Annotated in this window: 14 protein-coding genes; 6 read left to right on the top strand and 8 right to left on the bottom strand. The window is 62.9% G+C overall.

The window, feature by feature from the left end; genetic code table 11:
- Positions 1-229: 229 nt before the first annotated feature.
- The gene (locus tag B7Y43_RS15480) at positions 230-895 is read left to right on the top strand and encodes an ATP-binding protein (protein ID WP_374132575.1); all 666 of its coding nucleotides are present in this window, start codon (positions 230-232) and stop codon (positions 893-895) included.
- A 174-nt stretch (positions 896-1,069) separates the two neighbouring features.
- Here the strand turns inward: B7Y43_RS15480 and B7Y43_RS15475 are convergent, their stop codons facing one another.
- The 8 genes from B7Y43_RS15475 to B7Y43_RS15440 form a co-directional block, all read right to left on the bottom strand.
- The gene (locus B7Y43_RS15475; protein ID WP_374132574.1) at positions 1,070-1,519 is read right to left on the bottom strand and encodes a hypothetical protein; all 450 of its coding nucleotides are present in this window, start codon (positions 1,517-1,519) and stop codon (positions 1,070-1,072) included.
- 84 nt (positions 1,520-1,603) lie between these two features.
- A complete protein-coding gene (locus B7Y43_RS15470; RefSeq protein WP_374132573.1) occupies positions 1,604-2,599 on the bottom strand; it encodes an alpha/beta hydrolase in 996 nt (331 codons plus the stop codon).
- A 1-nt stretch (position 2,600) separates the two neighbouring features.
- Entirely contained in the window at positions 2,601-4,187 is a 1,587-nt protein-coding gene (locus tag B7Y43_RS15465) for a carboxylesterase/lipase family protein (protein ID WP_374132572.1), read from the bottom strand.
- The gene (locus B7Y43_RS15460; protein ID WP_374132571.1) at positions 4,150-5,163 is read right to left on the bottom strand and encodes a PfkB family carbohydrate kinase; all 1,014 of its coding nucleotides are present in this window, start codon (positions 5,161-5,163) and stop codon (positions 4,150-4,152) included. The genes B7Y43_RS15465 and B7Y43_RS15460 overlap by 38 nt, the downstream gene beginning before the upstream one ends.
- Positions 5,160-5,915, bottom strand: coding sequence for a 2-dehydro-3-deoxy-D-gluconate 5-dehydrogenase KduD (gene kduD, locus B7Y43_RS15455; RefSeq protein WP_374132570.1), 756 nt, complete (start codon positions 5,913-5,915; stop codon positions 5,160-5,162). The genes B7Y43_RS15460 and kduD overlap by 4 nt, the downstream gene beginning before the upstream one ends.
- Positions 5,915-6,754: a 5-dehydro-4-deoxy-D-glucuronate isomerase gene (gene kduI / locus B7Y43_RS15450; RefSeq protein ID WP_374132569.1), complete on the bottom strand. Its 840-nt coding sequence runs from the start codon at positions 6,752-6,754 to the stop codon at positions 5,915-5,917. The genes kduD and kduI overlap by 1 nt, the downstream gene beginning before the upstream one ends.
- Before the next feature lie 15 nt (positions 6,755-6,769).
- Complete coding sequence (uxaC, locus tag B7Y43_RS15445; RefSeq protein WP_374132568.1) at positions 6,770-8,218, bottom strand: glucuronate isomerase; 1,449 nt, start codon at positions 8,216-8,218, stop codon at positions 6,770-6,772.
- A gap of 78 nt (positions 8,219-8,296) precedes the next feature.
- The gene (locus B7Y43_RS15440; RefSeq protein ID WP_374132567.1) at positions 8,297-9,322 is read right to left on the bottom strand and encodes a LacI family DNA-binding transcriptional regulator; all 1,026 of its coding nucleotides are present in this window, start codon (positions 9,320-9,322) and stop codon (positions 8,297-8,299) included.
- Between the two features lie 146 nt (positions 9,323-9,468).
- Here B7Y43_RS15440 and B7Y43_RS15435 point away from each other — a divergent pair, with 146 nt between their 5' ends.
- The 5 genes from B7Y43_RS15435 (at position 9,469) to B7Y43_RS15415 (ending at position 18,354) form a co-directional block, all read left to right on the top strand.
- Positions 9,469-10,947: a UxaA family hydrolase gene (locus tag B7Y43_RS15435; protein WP_374132566.1), complete on the top strand. Its 1,479-nt coding sequence runs from the start codon at positions 9,469-9,471 to the stop codon at positions 10,945-10,947.
- Positions 10,948-10,991: 44 nt separating this feature from the next.
- The gene (locus B7Y43_RS15430) at positions 10,992-12,404 is read left to right on the top strand and encodes a mannitol dehydrogenase family protein (RefSeq protein ID WP_374132565.1); all 1,413 of its coding nucleotides are present in this window, start codon (positions 10,992-10,994) and stop codon (positions 12,402-12,404) included.
- A gap of 76 nt (positions 12,405-12,480) precedes the next feature.
- Positions 12,481-13,275 carry a 2-keto-4-pentenoate hydratase gene (locus B7Y43_RS15425; RefSeq protein ID WP_374132564.1) on the top strand — a complete coding sequence of 265 codons (795 nt, stop codon included), beginning with the start codon at positions 12,481-12,483 and terminating at the stop codon, positions 13,273-13,275.
- A gap of 34 nt (positions 13,276-13,309) precedes the next feature.
- The gene (locus tag B7Y43_RS15420) at positions 13,310-14,614 is read left to right on the top strand and encodes an MFS transporter (RefSeq protein WP_374132563.1); all 1,305 of its coding nucleotides are present in this window, start codon (positions 13,310-13,312) and stop codon (positions 14,612-14,614) included.
- Positions 14,611-18,354 (top strand): LamG-like jellyroll fold domain-containing protein, encoded by a 3,744-nt coding sequence (locus tag B7Y43_RS15415; protein WP_374132562.1) that lies wholly within the window; start codon positions 14,611-14,613, stop codon positions 18,352-18,354. Before B7Y43_RS15420 ends, B7Y43_RS15415 begins: the two co-directional genes overlap by 4 nt.

Raw genomic sequence — 18,354 nt, 5'->3', positions numbered from 1 at the left:
CGCCCGCCCCACACGGGGCGTGGTTACTACCCGATGGGGTAATACTGCTTTTGTCGTGGTGCAGGGTTGGGGCTTTGCGCTTTACCCCAATTAACACGCGTGGGTCGCGTTTCCGGCTAAACCCGCAGCATCATCTCGGCGGTCGAAACCCGTGCCGATCATGCATCTTCCGACGAAGAAGTTCGGGGCTAGCAAGGCGTTTGCGACAGGAGATTTTGGAGGATGTTCGATGCAAGCGACTAGGATGCATGGCTTGCCGATTGTCGAGCCACTGAACGACCTTGACCCGCATCGACTGCTTCTGGCGGAGTTCATCCACCGATCGGCAAACGATTTTGCGGTAGCATGTGCGGAGGTCGATCTCGCGCGCCGCGCCGTCACGTTCGATGATGCGCGTGACAGGCTTGCCATCGTTTTCGAACGGCTGCTTGCGCTCGCATCGATCCAGCGACTTCTCCAAGCGCCGCGAGACGCTGAGATGAATTTCGGCCGCAAACTATGCGAACTTTGCCATTATCACGCCCAGGCGCGGTTTGCCGCACAAGGCGTGTTCGTGAACGTCCGCGCGTGCGACATCCCCATCGATTCTGGTCGGGGCCGGATCTTGCTGATGATCATATCCGAGCTTCTCACAAATGTTGCGCGGCACGCCTTCGGTTCACCGGGCGGCACGGTCGATATCGAACTCGCTAGTCGCGACGGTGAGATATGCTGCCTGGTTCGCGACGATGGCATTGGCATTGCAACCGGGCGCGCGATGTCGGGGCTGGGTTCCGCCATCATTACCGCACTCGCGCGTGAAGCGGGGATCCAATGCAACCTGCTCTCATGCCGGATTGGGACGAGTGTCGAATTACGGATGCCAATCGAATTCGTGATCCCGCCTGAAGGCTGACTTCAAAGAATTTACCAAGTCTAACCGCTGGAAGGGCAGAAGTCAGCTATTGAGGCGGTCTCCAGGCAAGTGAACGCGCGCGCGGCATGACGCCCAGGTGGGCATCGCGTCGATGTGACGCGACGCCCGCGCGCGTCGGCACCGCCCCCTGCTGACGCGCGCCATTCGGTACTGTCAGACTAACCAGAATTTGGTTAAATTTAACGATTTGGGGGCGGTCAGACACTCGCTCAGGCGAGAACGTGACGAGAAACTTACAAGAACAAATGCGACATTCAAGACACTCTGCGGCACTCTAACCAAATAGGAAATCAGCGGTGCATTACGTCTGACAATACCATTCAGCTTCACATACATCTCGTCGAGGTGCCATCGCCAGTGGCGAAACCCCCGCATCCTGGACACCCGTTGCCGGCGAATTTCGCCGGCAAACATCGGTCCGAACCTGTTCCACCAATGCCGCACTGTTTCATGGCAGATGTCGATCCCGCGTTCGAACAGCAAGTCTTCCACGTTCCGCAAACTGAGCGGAAACCGCACGTACATCATGACCACCAGGCGGATCACCTCGGGCGATGAGTTGAAATAGCGAAACGGACTGGTGGGCTTGCGGGTGCGAGGCATCCCAGCTCGATATCCGTCAGCTCCTAACGATCGATGCATTTGCTCTGACAGAGCCATATAGTGCCGTTAAAGAGAACCCCGCCGTCAGCCCAGCTTTTGTGTTTTTGCCCAGCTGAGCAATAACTCCGGCCATTGTTCCACGGGCTTTCCGGCGGCGCGGCGTAGGCCAAAGCCGTGGCCGCCATGCGTGAACAAATGCGTTTCCACCGCAACGCCCTTGGCCCGTAGTGCCGCCCGAAGGCGCAGGGAGTTTTCAACGGAAACGGTTGGATCATCCTCGGCGTGAACAAGGAAGGTTGGCGGCGTTGCTGGGGTTGCCTGATCTTCGGGTGAATGGGCGGCTTCGCGCTCCGGCGATGGAGTGGCGCCAAGGAGCAGCGTGCGCGATCCGGCGTGCGCAAACGGAAGTCGCATCGATTGCACGGGGTAGATGGGCGCCGCAATGTCGGGCCTTGCCGACAGCACGTCCGCCGCATCGACTGGACGATAGGCCATCGCCGCAAATCGCGTCGCCAGATCAGCGCAAACATGCCCACCGGCCGAAAACCCGATAGCGGCGACACGATCCGGCATAATGCCGAAATCTCTGGCACGGGCGCGGATGACCCGAATGGCGCGCTGCGCATCGCTAAGTGCGACGTCGGGGCCTGCCGCCCAGCCTTCCCCCGGCAGCCGATAGAAGAGCACGAAGCAGGTCCAGCCGCGCGCGGCCAGCCAACGCCCGATTTCATAGCCTTCCTTGTCGATCACGACCCAGCGATAGCCGCCGCCGGGTGTGATCAGCGCTGCACTGCCATTGGGGATGCGGGGGCGAAACACGACCAGTCGGGGGCGGCTGATACCATAGACGGCGCGATCGGCAAGGGCGCTGTCCTTGCTGCGTTCGTCGACGATTTCGATCAGTGGCATGGGCGGAGCGCCAGGGGCACCCTTGGGCCAAAGGTCGATAGTCTCGTCGGGTTCGGGGAGCCCTGCCACCGGCGCGCCGGCGCCGATGCGCGGGGGTGCCGTCTGCCCGCGCGCTGCGCTGGCAAGGCTAAGGGCAAGCGACCCGATCAGTGCCTGGCGTCGATCGATCATGTCAGCTCCCCGGCTGGATATAGGGCACGCGGGCAAACAGCTCGCGTTGCCATGCGCGCGGATTATCTTGCGGGTGTGATTGCACGTCGAATATCATCGTGGCACGGCGGTGAAGATCATAGCGCGGCCAGTGCGGCAGGGCACCGTGATTGGGGTTGCCGGTTTTTGCCAAGGCGATGAAACTGTCCTGCATCGCCGCTGAGGCCGTTTTTGTCTCCGGGCCGGTGCCGGTTTGCGATCCTTCCGCCGCCAGGGTCCCAAACACCAATGGGATATCGATCGTGTGCATCGCCCGGCGACGCGGATCGATACGCGCGGCGAAATTGACCTGATAGACCCAGGTCGGTGCCCCCGCAGCCGCCCGGGCTTCGGCCTCGATCACCTGGCCGCGCCAGCTCCGCCCGCAGGTTGTGGCGTCGTAAAAAATGTCTGTTGGCGACCAATCGGGAAAGCGCACCCGGTATTGCGCGATCACCCATTCAGGCAGGATGTCGATCCGAAGTTCGGGCGCCATCCGCTCTGCCAGGTTATCCCAAGTCAGCGTCTTCACCCGGTCTGAATCAGGGGAGATGAACGCTCGCGTTTCGTCATGCGTGTTGCCCAGCAACATTGGGATGCCGGTGGACTGTGGCGCTGCATCGGGCCAGAAGGGATGGCGGGTGAGCCATTTCATGTCGAGAACCGGCCCGAAGTAAACGCCCCCGCCCAGAATCGGGTCGGTAGCTGAAAGCCCCTCCACCAGTTTTTCGATCGGCATGGCCAGCAGGGGGGAGAGATCGCGTTCAAAGACACCCAGCTTCGCCAGATAGGCGCGGGCGCGCGCGGTGGCATTTAGTGGACCCGATGCCGTAACTTGTTGCCCGCTCATCGTCGCGGCGCGGTGGAACAGGTCCTTGGCAGCGGGCATCGCCATCATCGTTGCGATCTTGGCGCCACCGCCCGATTGCCCGAACACCATGACTCTGTTCGGGTCGCCACCAAACGCCGCGACATTGCGCTTCACCCATTGCAGCGCCAAAATTAGATCGAGCTGCCCCAGATTACCACTGTCGGGAAAACGCGGATCGAGCCGGCCCAGATAAAGATAGCCTAGCGCATTGAGCCGGTGGTTGACCGTTACGACAACACAATCGCCCCGGGCCGCGAGTGCTGCGCCATCATTCAGCGGATCAGTGACGCTCCCGCCCGAATAGGCCCCGCCGTGGATGTAGAGCATCACTGGTTTGCGCGCGGCTGAGCGCGCATCCGTCGTCCATATGTTGAGGAACAGGCAGTCCTCCGACTGCGGACCATAGCGGTTGCCCGCTTGCGGCGCGACCGGGCCGAACGCCGTAGCCGGGACGGCAATCCCGGGGGTCGAAACAGCGACCGGGGCGCAAAACCGATTGGCGCGCCCATAACGGATGCCCCGCGCGACCAGCAGGCCATCCTCGCGAACCATGCCAAAGTTGCCGTCAGCTGCTTGGATGATCGGTGCGGGGTCGGCACGCGCCTGTCGGGGAATCACTGACATCGCCAAGCCGGCGGCGATCAACGCACGACGATCGACCTCACCGTCGGACATCAAGGCCGCCAGCCAGATAGGCATCGATATCGGCCTGGCGGAAAAGGCTGGCGTCGCCCGGCAGCGAATGCTTTAGCGCCGCGAGCGCAAGGCCGGTGCGGGCTGCGTCATCAATATCGCCGCCGGTTCGCAGCGCATGTAGCACGCCTGCTGCAAAGGAATCGCCACCGCCAATCCGGTCGACGATTCCGGCAAGGACGACCTCTTCGGTCTGTGCGGTGCCTGCGCGGGTATCGATCCGGGCGGACAGCCGGTGGCGATCCGCATCCTCGACATGGCGTGCCGTCGACGCGATCGTCTGAAGTGTTGGGAACGCAGCAAAGGCCGAATCGGCCGCTTCGCGCCGCCGATCCTCACCATCGCCCGAAAAGTCCTTGCCAAGCAGCAGCGCGATATCGCGGTGATTGCCGAACAACAGATCGGCCTGGCTGACCAGTTCGTGCAGGATTGCGCGGGGGTTCGACGGCCAACGTTCCCACAATTTGGCGCGGTAATTGCCGTCGAACGACAACGCGATGCCGCGCACACGCGCCGCTTTCGCCGCTGCAAGCGCGGTCTGTGCGGGCACTGGGCCTAGGGCAGGGGTGATGCCGGACAAATGGAGCCGATCGACGTCGACAAGCAGTGCATCCCAATCCCATTCGTCTGTCGGCGTTTCGGCGAAGCTCGAATAGGCGCGATCATAGATCACGTCGGTCGCGCGCATGCCTGCGCCTGACGTGACGAAATAGAGTCCCATCCGATCGCCGCGAAAGCGGATGCCGCTGACGTCAATGCCGTGCCCGCGCAGCGCCGCGATGGCTGATCGGCCCAAATCATTGTCGGGAACCGCGCTTGCAAAGGAAACGTCGTGCCCGAGCCGTGCGAGCGCGGTCGCGACATTGGCCTCGGCACCCGCCACCCAGACATCGAGCTTCGGCGTCTGGAGCAAAAGTTCGCGCCCTGGCGGCGACAGGCGCAGCATGATTTCACCAAAGGCCAAGAAACGCCGCTGACTCACCGCGCGAGCCATCCGCCGTCGACCGCGAGGATATGCCCCTGGACATAATCGGACGCTGATGATGCCAGAAATACCGCCGCCCCACCGAGATCGCTCGCTGCGCCCCAGCGACCGGCCGGAATGCGCTCCAGTATCGAACGATTGCGGTTCTCGTCGGCCTGGAGTGCAGCAGTATTGTTCGTCGCGATATAGCCGGGAGCGATCGCGTTGACGTTGACGCCCTTTGCCGCCCATTCGTTCGCCAACAGCTTGGTGAGGCCACCGATGCCCGATTTGGACGCCGTGTAGCTTGGCACGCGAATCCCGCCCTGAAAGGTTAGCATCGATGCGATGTTGATGATCTTGCCGTGCCCCTGGGCGATCATGTGCCGTCCGACCGCCTGGCACAGGAAAAAGACGCTCTTCAAATTGGTGTCGATCACCGCATCCCAATCCGCTTCGGTAAAGTCGACAGCATCGGCCCGTCGAATGATGCCCGCATTGTTGACCAAAATGTGCAGGCCACCCAGCTTTTCGATCGTTTGATCCACGATGTCGCCAACCGGTGCGATTGTCGCCAGATCGGCGGCAATATTGATCGCACGACGGCCCAATGCGGCGATCTGCGCCACTGTTTCAACCGCAGGGGTGCGCCCGACACAGGCAATGTCAGCGCCCGCTGCTGCCAACGCAAGCGCGATGGCCTGGCCGATGCCGGTATTCGCACCGGTGACGATGGCAGACTTGCCGGTGAGATCGAACATCGTCGTCATCAGGCGAGCTGGCAGATATCGAGGACCTTCATGTCGGTATAATCCTGATTTTCGCCCGCCATCGCCCAGATAAAGGCATAGGCACGCGTGCCCGATCCCATATGAATCGACCAGGGTGGGCTGATCACCGCTTCTTCATTGGCCATCACGATGTGCCGCATCGCTTCGCCTTCGCCCATATAATGGAATACCCGATCCGTCGGATTGGGGAGTTCGAAATAGAAGTAAATTTCGCTGCGACGCTCATGGATGTGGGGGGGCATCGTGTTCCAGACCGAGCCTGGCTTCAGCACGGTCAGCCCCATCACCAGCTGTGCGCTGTCACACACACCGGGAATGACGAGCTGATAGATGGTCCGCTCGTTCGATTCCTCGAGGCTACCGCGATCAAGCGCAATTGCATCGGCGATCGAGACTTTGCGGGTCGCAAAGCCCTTATGGGCGGGGCATGACGCCAGATAGAAGCGCGCGCCGCCGCCCGAGAAAACGACGTCCTTGGCACCCATCGTGACGTAGAGGCAGTCCTTGTTCCCAAGCGAAAACGCCTCGCCATCGACCGTCACGACACCGTCGACTGCCCCCACATTGACGATGGCCAGCTCCCGGCGTTCCAGAAAAGGGTGGCCCAACGCGGATGGCGGCTCGGTCTGTGTCGGCAGCAAGACGGGCGCATCAGCAACGGCAACCCCGCCGATTACGAAGCGATCGGCATGGGTATAGTTCAGCACGCATTCGCCATCCCGGAACAGGTCCTGGATCAGGTAACGGTCGCGCAATTCATCGTTCGATACGCATTCCATCATGTCGGGGTGGGTGGCGTAATAGGTGCGGTCAAACATGGGCGGTCTCCGAAATCAGGCCGCCATTGCGGCGGCGGGAAGGGGTTGGTCGATGCGGTAGGCGCGGCGGACAAGGCCGCTGGTGAGTTCCTGCGCGAGTTCGGCGGCTTCCCAATCGGCAAGTCGGTGCTCGGCAACGAGACGCGCAAGGAAGCCGCAATCGACCCGCCGCGCGACATCGTGCCGCGCCGGGATCGACAGGAAAGCGCGCGTATCGTCGTTAAAGCCTACAGTGTTATAGAAGCCCGCCGTCTCGGTGGTATTCTCGCGGAACCGGCGCATGCCTTCGGGGCTGTCATGGAACCACCAGGACGGGCCGAGTTTCAGGCAGGGATAGTGCCCTGCCAGCGGTGCCAGTTCGCGCGCATAGGCGCTTTCGTCGAGCGTGAAGAGGATGATGCTGAGATTGCGGTCATTACCGAACCGGTCCAGCAGCGGTTTGAGCGCGCGGACATAATCGGTACGCGTCGGGATGTCTGCGCCCTTGTCGCGACCATGGCTGGCGAACAAACGGGCATTGTGGTTGCGGAAACTGCCGGGGTGGATTTGCATCACCATGCCGTCCTCAACGCTCATCGCCGCCATTTCAGTAAGCATCTGCGCGCGGAAAAGCTCTGCATCGGCGGGTGACCAGTTATCGGTGACGATGGCGCGGAACAGGCGCTCGGCCTCGTCAGGAGCAAGATCCGCAGTTGCGGCGGTCGGATGGCCGTGATCGGTCGCTGTGGCACCGGCTGCGCGGAAATCGGCGCGGCGTTTGCGGTGGGCAGTCAGATAACCTTGCCAATCATAGACATCCTCGCCGGTCAATTCGGCAAAGCGCACCATAGCGGGCTTGAACGCTTCGTGCTCGACATCGATGACGCCATCAGGTCGGTAGGTTGTAACGACGCGCCCGCCCCAGCCGCTTGCCCCAATTCGGTGGTGCGCTGACAGATCGTCATGCGCGCCTTCGGTGGTGGCGAGAAAATCGATCCCGAACCGATCGAAGAGCGCGCGGGGCCGGAAGGCGTCGGTGGAGAGTTTTTCGCCGATATGATCGAAATAGTGATTGGCGGTGCCAGCATCGAGTGCGACATCGATGCCGAACACCTCGGCAAAGACATGATCGAGCCAAAGGCGGGATGGCGTGCCGCGAAACAGGTGATAGTTGGCAGCGAATAAGCCCCACGACGCTCGCGGATCGGTCGGTAGCGCCCCCCCGAGCCGCGGAATCGCCAGCGCGTCCAGATCGATGCCCTGGCTGTAAAGCATGCGGTAAATGTAATGATCGGGCGCGAGCAACAGGCTCGTCGCATCGGTCCAGGGCAAGTTATCGGCAAACCAAGTCGGATCGGTGTGGCCATGTGGGCTGATGATCGGCAGGCTGGCGACCGAGCGATACAGGCCACGCGCAAGGTCACGTGTGCGCGGATCAGCAGGAAACAACCGGTCGGGATCGAGTCGAAGTGGCCTGGCCGTCATCTTTCCCTCCCCTCCACAACGTCATGCGCGTCTTGGCAATCTGGTAACCGGTGTCAGGCGACTTCGCAAGCGCCCGTATTACGGCGCGGGCGGGGCCACTGATGCGCGCTTGATCAATGTCGACAGAAACAGCGAGGGTTCCTCGATTGGTTCGCAACCGTCGCCGCCAGCGAGCAATTTCAGTGCAGCCGATCGCGCCATCGACACAATCGGCCAGCGCACCGTTGTCAGCGGCGGCCAGACATGCGCGGCGACCGGTGTATCATCGAACCCAATGATCGACAGGTCGCGCGGGATCTGCAGCCCACGTTGTAATGCTGCGTGCATAACGCCAGCTGCCATTTCATCATTCGATGAAAATACCGCGGTCGGCCGCGGCACCACATCGAGCAATCGGTCACCCGCGATACGGCCGGAATCGAAGGTATAATTGCCATCGGCGATCATCGATCGTGGCAGCACGATGCCCGCTTCCGCGAGCGCCTGTTCAAATCCCTCGCGGCGTTCACGCGCCGAAAGGAAGCCGTGCGGCCCGGCGACCAGCCCGATCCGGCGATGTCCCTGTTCGATAAGATAGGCGGTGGCCCCCTTTACGGCCTCGCGATCATTGGAGGCGACCATGTGCTGCGTATCATCGAGCACAGCCGAACCCATGCGCACATAGCGACAACCGATTTCGTCGCACAGTCGGGCGATCGTATCATTCTCGCTGATCGGCGGCATCAGCAGCACGCCAAACAAGCGCTGACGCTCCAGGAAGTGCCGAAGATCATCCAGCATCGTCGCCGAGCCGCGATCCAGCGGGCGCACAACCATTTCGAATTCGGTGCCGTGCAGCGCCTCTAGCATGCCCTCCTGCACGTTCATCACCGTTTGGGCATTGGGGTTGTCGTGAACCAGCCCGATCAGGAAGTTGCGCCGCAGCGCCAGCCCGCGCGCCTGGGGATTGGGGATGTACCCCAGTTCACCGATCACTTGCTCAACCTTGCGGCGAGTCTCCTCATTCAGCAGCGGCGAATGGTTGATGACACGGCTGACAGTCTTTTTGGAAACCCCGGCAATGCGGGCGACGTCGTTGATCGTTGGCTGGCCGGTGCTTTTCATTGGCGGTTTCATACTGTGCTTGCGACAAGACGAACAGCCCGGTCCCATCGGGTGCTGCCGGCGCTGATCGCTTGCGTCATCCGACCAGCAGAGGCACAAGCGCTGATCGAATGATACCGGTTACCAAAGGATGGAGAAACCAAGCAATGGTCGATGCGTGGCAAGTCGATCCAGCGGACAATGTCGCGACATTGCTGCGCGATGTGGCGGCGAGCGATCAGATCGCGCTTGCCGATCGATCGATTTCCGCAGGTGCCGCCATTCCGCGCGGCCACAAGGTGGCGCTGGTGCCGATCGCATTGGGCGCGCCAATCATCAAATATGGCTTTCCGATTGGGCTGGCGCGCCGGGCGATCAGCGCGGGCGACCATGTTCATATCGATACCGTCGCAACGGCGCTTTCGGGAACCGACGAGTATCGGTTCAGCGCTTCGCCAGGTGCCGTTAGGCTCGTCGAAAACGCATTATCGTTTAAAGGCTATATGCGCCGCGATGGCCGTGTGGGCACACGTAACGAAATCTGGATTCTGCCGACCGTCGGCTGTGTTGCTCGCACCGCGCAGCGGATCGCGGCACGCGCATCTGCCCGTCATGCGGGCAGCGTTGATGGCGTGCACGCCTTTGTCTACCCCTTTGGTTGCTCGCAACTGGGGGACGATCTGGCGGGCACGCGGCGGATTTTGGCGGCCCTTGCCACCCATCCTAATGCGGGCGGGGTGCTGATAATCGGGCTGGGCTGCGAATCGAACCAGCTCGATGCCTTGATCGCCGAGGTGCCACAGGATCGACGCGCCATGATTCGCACGATGATCGCCCAGCTATCGCCTGATGAGATTGCTGAGGGGGAGGCGCATGTCGACGCGCTTGTCGCGCAGGCGGCGCAACCGCGCACGACGGTGGGGCTCGACAAGCTGGTGCTCGGGGTCAAATGTGGCGGATCCGATGGGTTTTCGGGTCTGACCGCCAATCCGCTCGTCGGGCGCATGAGCGACCAGGTGGCGGGCGCAGGCGGGCGTGTGCTGCTGACCGAGATACCCGAGATTTTCGGTGCCGAACATCTGCTGATGGCCCGTGCGCGTAATCAGGCAGTGTTTGATCGCGTCGGCCAGATGGTCAATGATTTCAAACGCTATTTTCTGGCCCATGGCGAACCGGTGTCGGAGAATCCGTCGCCGGGCAATATCGCGGGCGGCATCACCACGCTTGAGGAAAAATCGCTCGGCGCGGTCCAGAAAGGCGGAACCGCACCACTGGTGGACGCCATTGGCTATGGTGAGCAGGTGAAGGAGCCGGGGCTGACCCTGCTCGAAGCGCCGGGCAATGATGCGGTATCGTCGACCGCGCTTGCAGCTGCGGGGGCAACGATGATCTTGTTCACCACTGGTCGCGGCACGCCGCTCGGCGCACCGGTGCCGACGGTGAAGATCGCGTCGAACAGCGCGCTCGCCGCCGCCAAGCCCGGCTGGATCGATTTCGACGCCGGTGCGGTGCTTCAGGGCGGGATCGACCATGCTGCCGATGCGCTGCTTGCCCGCATTATTGCGATTGCGTCGGGCGAGCTTACCGCCGCTGAACGCAATGACGAACGCGAAATGGCGATCTGGAAGCGGGGCGTGACCTTGTGACACGGCTCGATTACACCGCTCTGCGGTCGCTTCCCGCAGATGTTATGCGACCACACCGTGCTGCCCCTCCGGCTATTGGCATCGTCCATTTCGGGCCAGGCGCGTTCCACCGGGCGCATCAGGCGAGTTATATCGATACACTGCTCGATCATGATCCGCGCTGGGGCATCGCCGCTGTTGCCCTGCGCAGCAATGCTGCCGTCGCAGGGCTAGCAGCCCAGCAGGGACTTTACACTATTGCCGTGCGCGATGCCGTTTGCGTAAACCGCGTGGTCGGCGCGCATGGGATATGGCTGGGGCCGAACGATAGCGACCGGATCGCCGCGCTGCTCGCCGATCCGGCGATTGCCATGGTGACGATGACCGTGACTGAAAAGGGCTATTGCCTGGCACCCGACGGGACGCTTGACCGAAACCACCCGGATATCATCCACGATCTCAGGGGCGCAGGCCCTCCCCGCAGCGTGATCGGCTGGCTGGTGGCGGGACTGGCCACACGCCGGGCGCAGGGCAACGTGCCGTTCGTGCCGATGCCGTGCGATAATTTGGCGGCGAACGGGGCAAAGCTTCACGCTGCGCTGATCGCCTTTGCCGAAGCCCGTGATACGCATCTGGCGGCTTGGATCGCCGGTGAGGTTCGGGTGCCGTCGACAATGGTCGATTCGATCACGCCGGCAAGCGACTCCGGGCTGGTGGCGGATGTGGAGCGGTCGCTCGGCTGTGCCGATGCGATTCCGGTCCAGCGCGAGGCGTTTCTGCAATGGGTGATCGAGGATATTGGACCGAATGCCGGTCCTGATCTGGCGTCGGTCGGGGCAGTCATTACCAGCGATCCAGGCGGTTACGAACGCGCCAAGCTCCGGATCCTGAACGGCGCGCATTCAGCACTTGCCTATGCCGGGCTGTTGCGTGGACACGCCAGCGTCGCCGAGGCAATGGCAGATGCTGAGTTGGCCAATGCCGTCGATGCGATGGTCCGAACGGACATCGCACCGATGCTGCCACCGGTCTCTGGTCTTGATCTGGCGGACTATCGCCGCGCCGTGTTCACCCGCTTCCGCAACCCCGTCATCATCCATCGGCTCGATCAGATCGCCCAAGATGGCACCCAGAAGCTTCCCTATCGCCTGGGCGATACCATCGATGCCAATCGACGGGTTGGGCGTATGCCGGTGCTGGCGATCGATGCGGTTGGATGCTGGGTCGCCTTCTTGCTGCAACGTCTGCGTGCTGGCGTGCCGGTTATTGATCCGGTAGCGTCGGCGCTGGCCGACGCTGCATCTGGTGCAGATGTCGGTCGGTTCGTGGAACGGCTGGCGGCACAGGGTCTCGGCCTTGCCCGGCGCTGGCGCGACGATCCGGCACTAATGGCGGCCATTACGGCATCCGCGACTGCAGCGCATGACGGCGCGTGGCAGCGGTTGTTCCGGCACAACCGCGGGGCAGTCGAGCATTGACACCGGTTTCCTATGGTCGCACTGTGGGGCGAACCAAATAATGGTCATGAATGTGATACAGGGGCAGGGTGAGCCGATGCGGCGCGACGTCGAGAATAACATTGCGCAAATTGCCAGCCGTTTCGTTGATGCGCGGCGGACCGCCACGGTGCTGACGGATTACCCCGGCACAATTCCCGATGATCTTGCCGATGCTTATGCGGTGCAGGACGCAGCAATCGCATTGCGGGCCGGAGACATTGTCGGCTGGAAAGTCGGTCGGATCAATCCGCCGATGGGCGACGTCGATCGGCTGGCAGGGCCAATCTTTGCCAGCACCCGGGTGTCGACCGAAGCGCACCCAGTGGCGATGCCCGTGTTCGCCGGGGGTTTTGCAGCCGCAGAAGCCGAATTCCTGCTCCGTATCGGCACCGCACCAGATCCTGCTAAGCGCAGCTACACGCTTGAGGAAGCAACCGCCCTGATCGACGCCGTTCATGTCGGTATCGAGATTGCGAGTTCGCCTTTTGGTGGCATCAACGATCATGGTGCTGGTGTCACCATTTCCGATTTCGGTAACAATAACGGCCTGGTCATTGGATCGGTGATTGCCAATTGGGCGCATGTCCCGCTGCTTGATTGGCCGGTCGAGCTGTCGATCAATGGCGAGATGATCGGGGCGGGCATGGCGTCGACCATGCTTGATGGCCCATTTGGGGCGGCGCGGTTCCTGTTCGAGTTGATGGCCGCGCGGGGCATCGCGCTGACCCCGGGGCAATGGATTTCGAGCGGCGCGGTCACGGGCGTCCACCGCGTTGGCGTGGGCGATGTGGTCGAGGCCCGGTTCAACGGGCGCTATTCGGTGGCGTGTACGATCAAGGCTGAAGGATAAGCCCGAAAACGGGGCGGTTTGGGGAGAGCGAGCAATGGCGATAGCGGAACTGCCCGGCACCAATGTGCCTGGCGTAGCGGCAGCCGCCGCCCGGATCGGGCGGTTCCGCTGGGTCATTTGTGCACTGCTGTTTGCCGCGACGGCGATCAATTATGTCGATCGCCAGATGATCGGCGTGCTCAAGCCGACGCTCACCAAGGAATTTGGTTGGACCGAGACGGATTTCGGCACGATCATCTTCTGGTTCCAGGTCGCCTACGCCATCGGCTATGTTAGTTTCGGCAGAATCGTCGATGTGGTCGGCGCTCGGCTTGGCTATGCGATTGCGATCGTCATTTGGACGATCAGCCACATGGCACATGGCCTGGCGAGCAGCGTTACGACCTTTGCTATGGCGCGCTTCGGGCTCGGCATTGGTGAATCAGGCAATTTCCCGGCGGGTATCCGCGCCGTCACCGACTGGTTCCCACAACGTGAGCGGGCCTTTGCGATCGGGCTGTTCAATGCCGGGGCCAATATCGGTGCGATCATCACGCCTTTGCTGGTGCCCGCGCTGGTGCTGATGTTCGACTGGCGAATTGCCTTTTACATCACCGGCATACTGGGCATCTTGTGGCTGGCCGCGTGGTGGCTGGTCTATCGCCATCCTGGCGAGCACGGCCGCGTCAGCCCGACCGAGCTAGCGTGGATTCAGCAGGACCCTGCCGACCCGGTCGAACCGATTGCCTGGCGCAAGCTGATCACCGTTCGTGAGACCTGGGCCTATGCGCTCGGCAAATTCTGCATCGACCCGATCTGGTGGTTCTTCCTGTTCTGGCTGCCGGGCTATCTTTACGAGCGCTATCAGCTTGATCTGAAAACATTTGGGTTGCCCTTGGCGGCCATCTATTTGTTGTCTGATTTCGGGAGCATTGGCGGTGGCTGGATGTCGTCTCGTATGATCAAAGCCGGGTATAGCCCCAACACGGCCCGCAAAATGACGATGCTGCTCTGCGCGTTTTGCGTGACGCCCATCTATTTCGCCCAGTCGATCGACGGGCTTTGGAGCGCGGTACTCGTCATCGGCCTTGCGACGGCGGCGCATCAGGCGTTTTCAGCCAATCTCTACACGCTGCCTTCGGACATTTTCCCGCGCGGCGCGGTGGGATCGGTTGTCGGCATCGGCGGAATGATCGGGGCGATTGGCGGGATGGGGATGGCCCAGTTCACCGGCTATGTCCTCGACAGCACGGGCAAGAATTATTCGATCCTGTTCGCGATCTGCGCGAGTGCCTATTTCGTCGCGCTGCTCGTCGTCCATCTGCTCTCGCCGCGACTGGCCCGCGTCGAGGTCGCATGATTGCCCGAGCGCTAGCCGCGCTGGGGCTGGCGCTGCTCCCGGCGGCGGCACTGGCCGCACCGACCGGGCTGTTGTTTCGCGTGTCCGCCGACCAGTCGCTCGACGCCGATGTCGCGGGCGGCGATCCGGTGCCGAACTTCCGCAGCGGGGTGGACGTGGTGCCGGACGGCGCGATCAGCGGCGCGGCGCGCTGGGCCGATGAGGGCTATGTCGCGTGGACGGCGCCGGGCAATATCCGCGCGACAAGGGGCACGTTGAGCTTCTTCTGGCGGCCGCGCGATCCGCTCGGCGAGGCCCCGTTCGCGATCTTCCGCGTCGGGTTCGCTGATCATTCGAGCTGGGACATGGCGTTCCTGCGAATCGACTGGAACGGTCACGGCTTCGATGCTTTCGTCACTGACGCGAATCTGTCGCGGGTGCGGGTATCGTGGCGGATCGATGCTGTACCCGCCGCCGACGCTTGGAAGCACATCGCCTTCGCCTGGGATGAGACCGAGGGTGTGCGGCTGTTCGTCGATGGCAAGGAAGTCGCGCGCAAGCTTCAAAAGGCCGATCTCGACTCGGGCCTCGACCAGTTCGGGCTGGCCGGTCGCGTCATGTCGCCGCATCAGGTGCAGAGCCGCTATAACTTCATGCGTGGCAGCGATCTCGACGAAATCCGCGTCTATGATCATGCGCTGGCCGCCGACGATGTCGCGAAGCTCGCCGCCAAGCAGGAACCCGGCCCTGCTCCCACCCCCGATGCCGCCGCGCGCTGGGCAACGTGGCTCCACCGTTACGGCTGGGACCGCGCGTCACCGCCATTGCTCGAAACGCCCGCCACCACCATCCGCAAGGTCGAATTCGCCGACGCGCGCGACCTGAAGCAATGGAATTGGAAAGGCGTGGACGGCATCGCCGAGACGACCTGGCCCGGCGTCTACAACCGATCGCGCCTGCCCGGACGGAACGATTATTTCGAGCTTCCCGACTGGAACACCTATGTCGAGGGCGGCAAAAGCTATGACCTGACGATCCCGCCCGGCGATCGGGTCAATCGCGTCGAGATACGCGGCGCGGCCTATGGGTCGCTGCTGGGCAATGGACAGTCGCTCGCCAAGCGCGAGCAAGGCGTCGTCCGATCGGTCGACAGCATCGCCCCCCAGACCGGCGGGACACTCAGCTTCGTCAACACGGCGCAAGAACAGCCGATCCAGGAAATCTGGGCCTATGACGTCCACCCCGGTGTCGAGCCCGAAGGCAGCTTCAAGCTGTCGTTTACGGTCGATGCCGCTGCCTCGACCAAGGTCGCGGCGCTCGACCGGCTCAACGCGTTCATCGCCGGGCGATATGCGCCGGATGAGCGCGCCACTGTCGTCGCCCTGCCGACCTCGGGCATCCGCGCGGCGGTCGGCGCCGGCGCTAACACCGGCGGCAAGGCGGAGGCGCGCACCAAGGGGCTGCCGCTGGTCCATATCCTGATCCCGGCCAGCCTTGGCGATGCCTATGCAGACCGCCCAATCGCGCGCGCCTTCGATTATGGCTGGCAGAATTTGCACGACGGGCTCGACGGCATTGCGATCGATCTGCCTGCGTTGAAGGGGACGCCGGGCAAGGACGGGCTGATCCCGCTCAATTTCCGCGTGAAAGACCCGCTCTGGCCCGCGCGCGACATGATCGATGTGTCGGTCAGTGTTCGACCAGGTGAAGCGCGCACGCTCTGGCTCGATCTGCGCGACCGCATCCTGCCCGACGACAGCCTGTACATCACGATCGCCTCTGGCGCGGCGGACTTTGATGCCGAGGCGCTCAATGGCACCCGCATCCGCCTGATCTTCAAACCCCGCACCGACGCGCTCACAGAGCATATCGCCGACCGCTACAACCAAGTGAAGGACAATTGGGGTTTTCTGGTCGAGGAGCACACTGCCTCGAAGCGGCAAGCGCTTTACGCGCGGCTATTCGCCGACATCTCCGACCTGCTGCGCGTCGACGCCGATAATGTCCGCGCCCGCGCCTATTGGGCCGACATCAATTACCGACCCGAAAACATGCCCAGGATTGCCGTGCCCACGGCTCCACCGGGGGTGCCGCGCTGGGCCTTCCTGCAGCTCGAAGATTTGACGATCACCCGCCGCTTCGTCGAATGGTGGATCGACAATCGTCAGGTGCCTTACGGCGATTTCGGCGGCGGGATTTCGGATGATAGCGACCTGATCCAGCAATGGCCCGGCCTCGCGCTGATGGGCGTCGTGCCCGACAAGATCAACGTGTCGCTGCGCGCGCTGTCGGATGCGGCCTATCGGAACGGCATGGTCGTAAACGGCCTGGGCGCAATCACCACCGACGAGCTCCATGCCTATGAGGAAGGGCTGAACAGCGACGCGGCGCGGCTCTATCTCAACTGGGGCGAGCCGCTCGCGGTTGAGCGGTTGATGGCGACCGCGAGCGCGCTGTCGGGGGTGATCCTGAAGAACCCTGCCGGGCATCGCCACTTCGCGAGTAACTGGTACGGCGCGCGGAAGATGTACCGCGAGGGCGCATGGGAATGGCAGAAACCCTATAGCTTCACCGTGATGCACGGACCCATCCTGCTTGGGCTCTACAGCGGCAACCCGGCGGCGCGGGCGCTGGTGACGGGCGTCGTCGATGGCTGGATGGCGCATGGCAAGCAGGGCAGCGACGGCGCGTGGAGCTACCCCAACGAGATCAACTGGCGCAGCGATGCCGAGCGAGCGGGCGATGGCGGCGGCGTTAACACCCCGCTGCAATCGGCCTGGGCGGCGTGGCGCTTCACCGGCGACGCGCGCTATCTGCGCCCGATTACGGGCCGGATCACCAAGAGCGCGGGCACGCTCGGCGAGTTCAACGAGAATGGCTTTGCCGCCCTTCCCGATGGCGCCGCGCTTCTCGCCAAGGCGGCGCGCAAGGGCGATGACCCGGCGAGCCGCTTCGCCCGCTGGCAGGCGAGCGGCGACCTCGACGCGATCGCCGATCTCCACGCCGATGCGCTCGCCGACAAGGCCGCGCGGCTCGATATACTGACCGAAGGCCATTGGTGGTCGGACCGGGTGGAAATGGACAGCCAGTGGCTCCAGCGCGTGCGGCTCGGCGGGATCGCGCTACGGCGGAACCAGACCTGGCCGGGCAATACCGTGAGCTGGCGCTTCGCGGATGACGCGGCGGCGGAGAAGGTGGCGATCCTGCTCCCCAATGCGACGCCGGGGCGGTTCCGGGTGGTCGCCTACAACACCAGCAGCCAGCCGCAGCGCGCGACGATGACGACGTGGAATGTCACGGCGGGCCGATGGCGAATGGCGAGCGCAGAGGGTGCCAGTGAGGTAATGCTCGAACGAAGCGCCGCAATTGATCTCACCTTCGCGCCTGGCGCGTCGACGTTCGACTTTGAGCTGGTCGCGCCGATCGACCCGGTCGAGACGCGCGCCGACCTTGGCATCGGCCGCGACGATGTGGCGCTAAAGGGGGGCACGCTGACACTCACCGTCCACAGCCTTGGCGCAAAGCCGGTGATCGGTGGCACCGCGACGCTGGTCGACGGCACCGGTAGGGTTGTCGCGCAAGCCAGAATCCCGGCGATGGCCGCCCCGATCGACCTATCGCCGGTCAAGCGGGACATCCGGCTGACGATTCGAGCGGGAGTCGGCACATCGGGCCTCATTGTGCACGTAGCACTGCCGGACAAAGCACCCGAGATTACGCGGCTGAACAATGCCGTCCCGCTCTCGGCAATGAGACCATGA

Source organism: Sphingomonas sp. 28-62-20 (assembly GCF_002281505.1).
The sequence above is the reverse complement of the archived record's forward strand: the minus strand, read 5'-3'. Positions and strand labels throughout refer to the sequence as shown.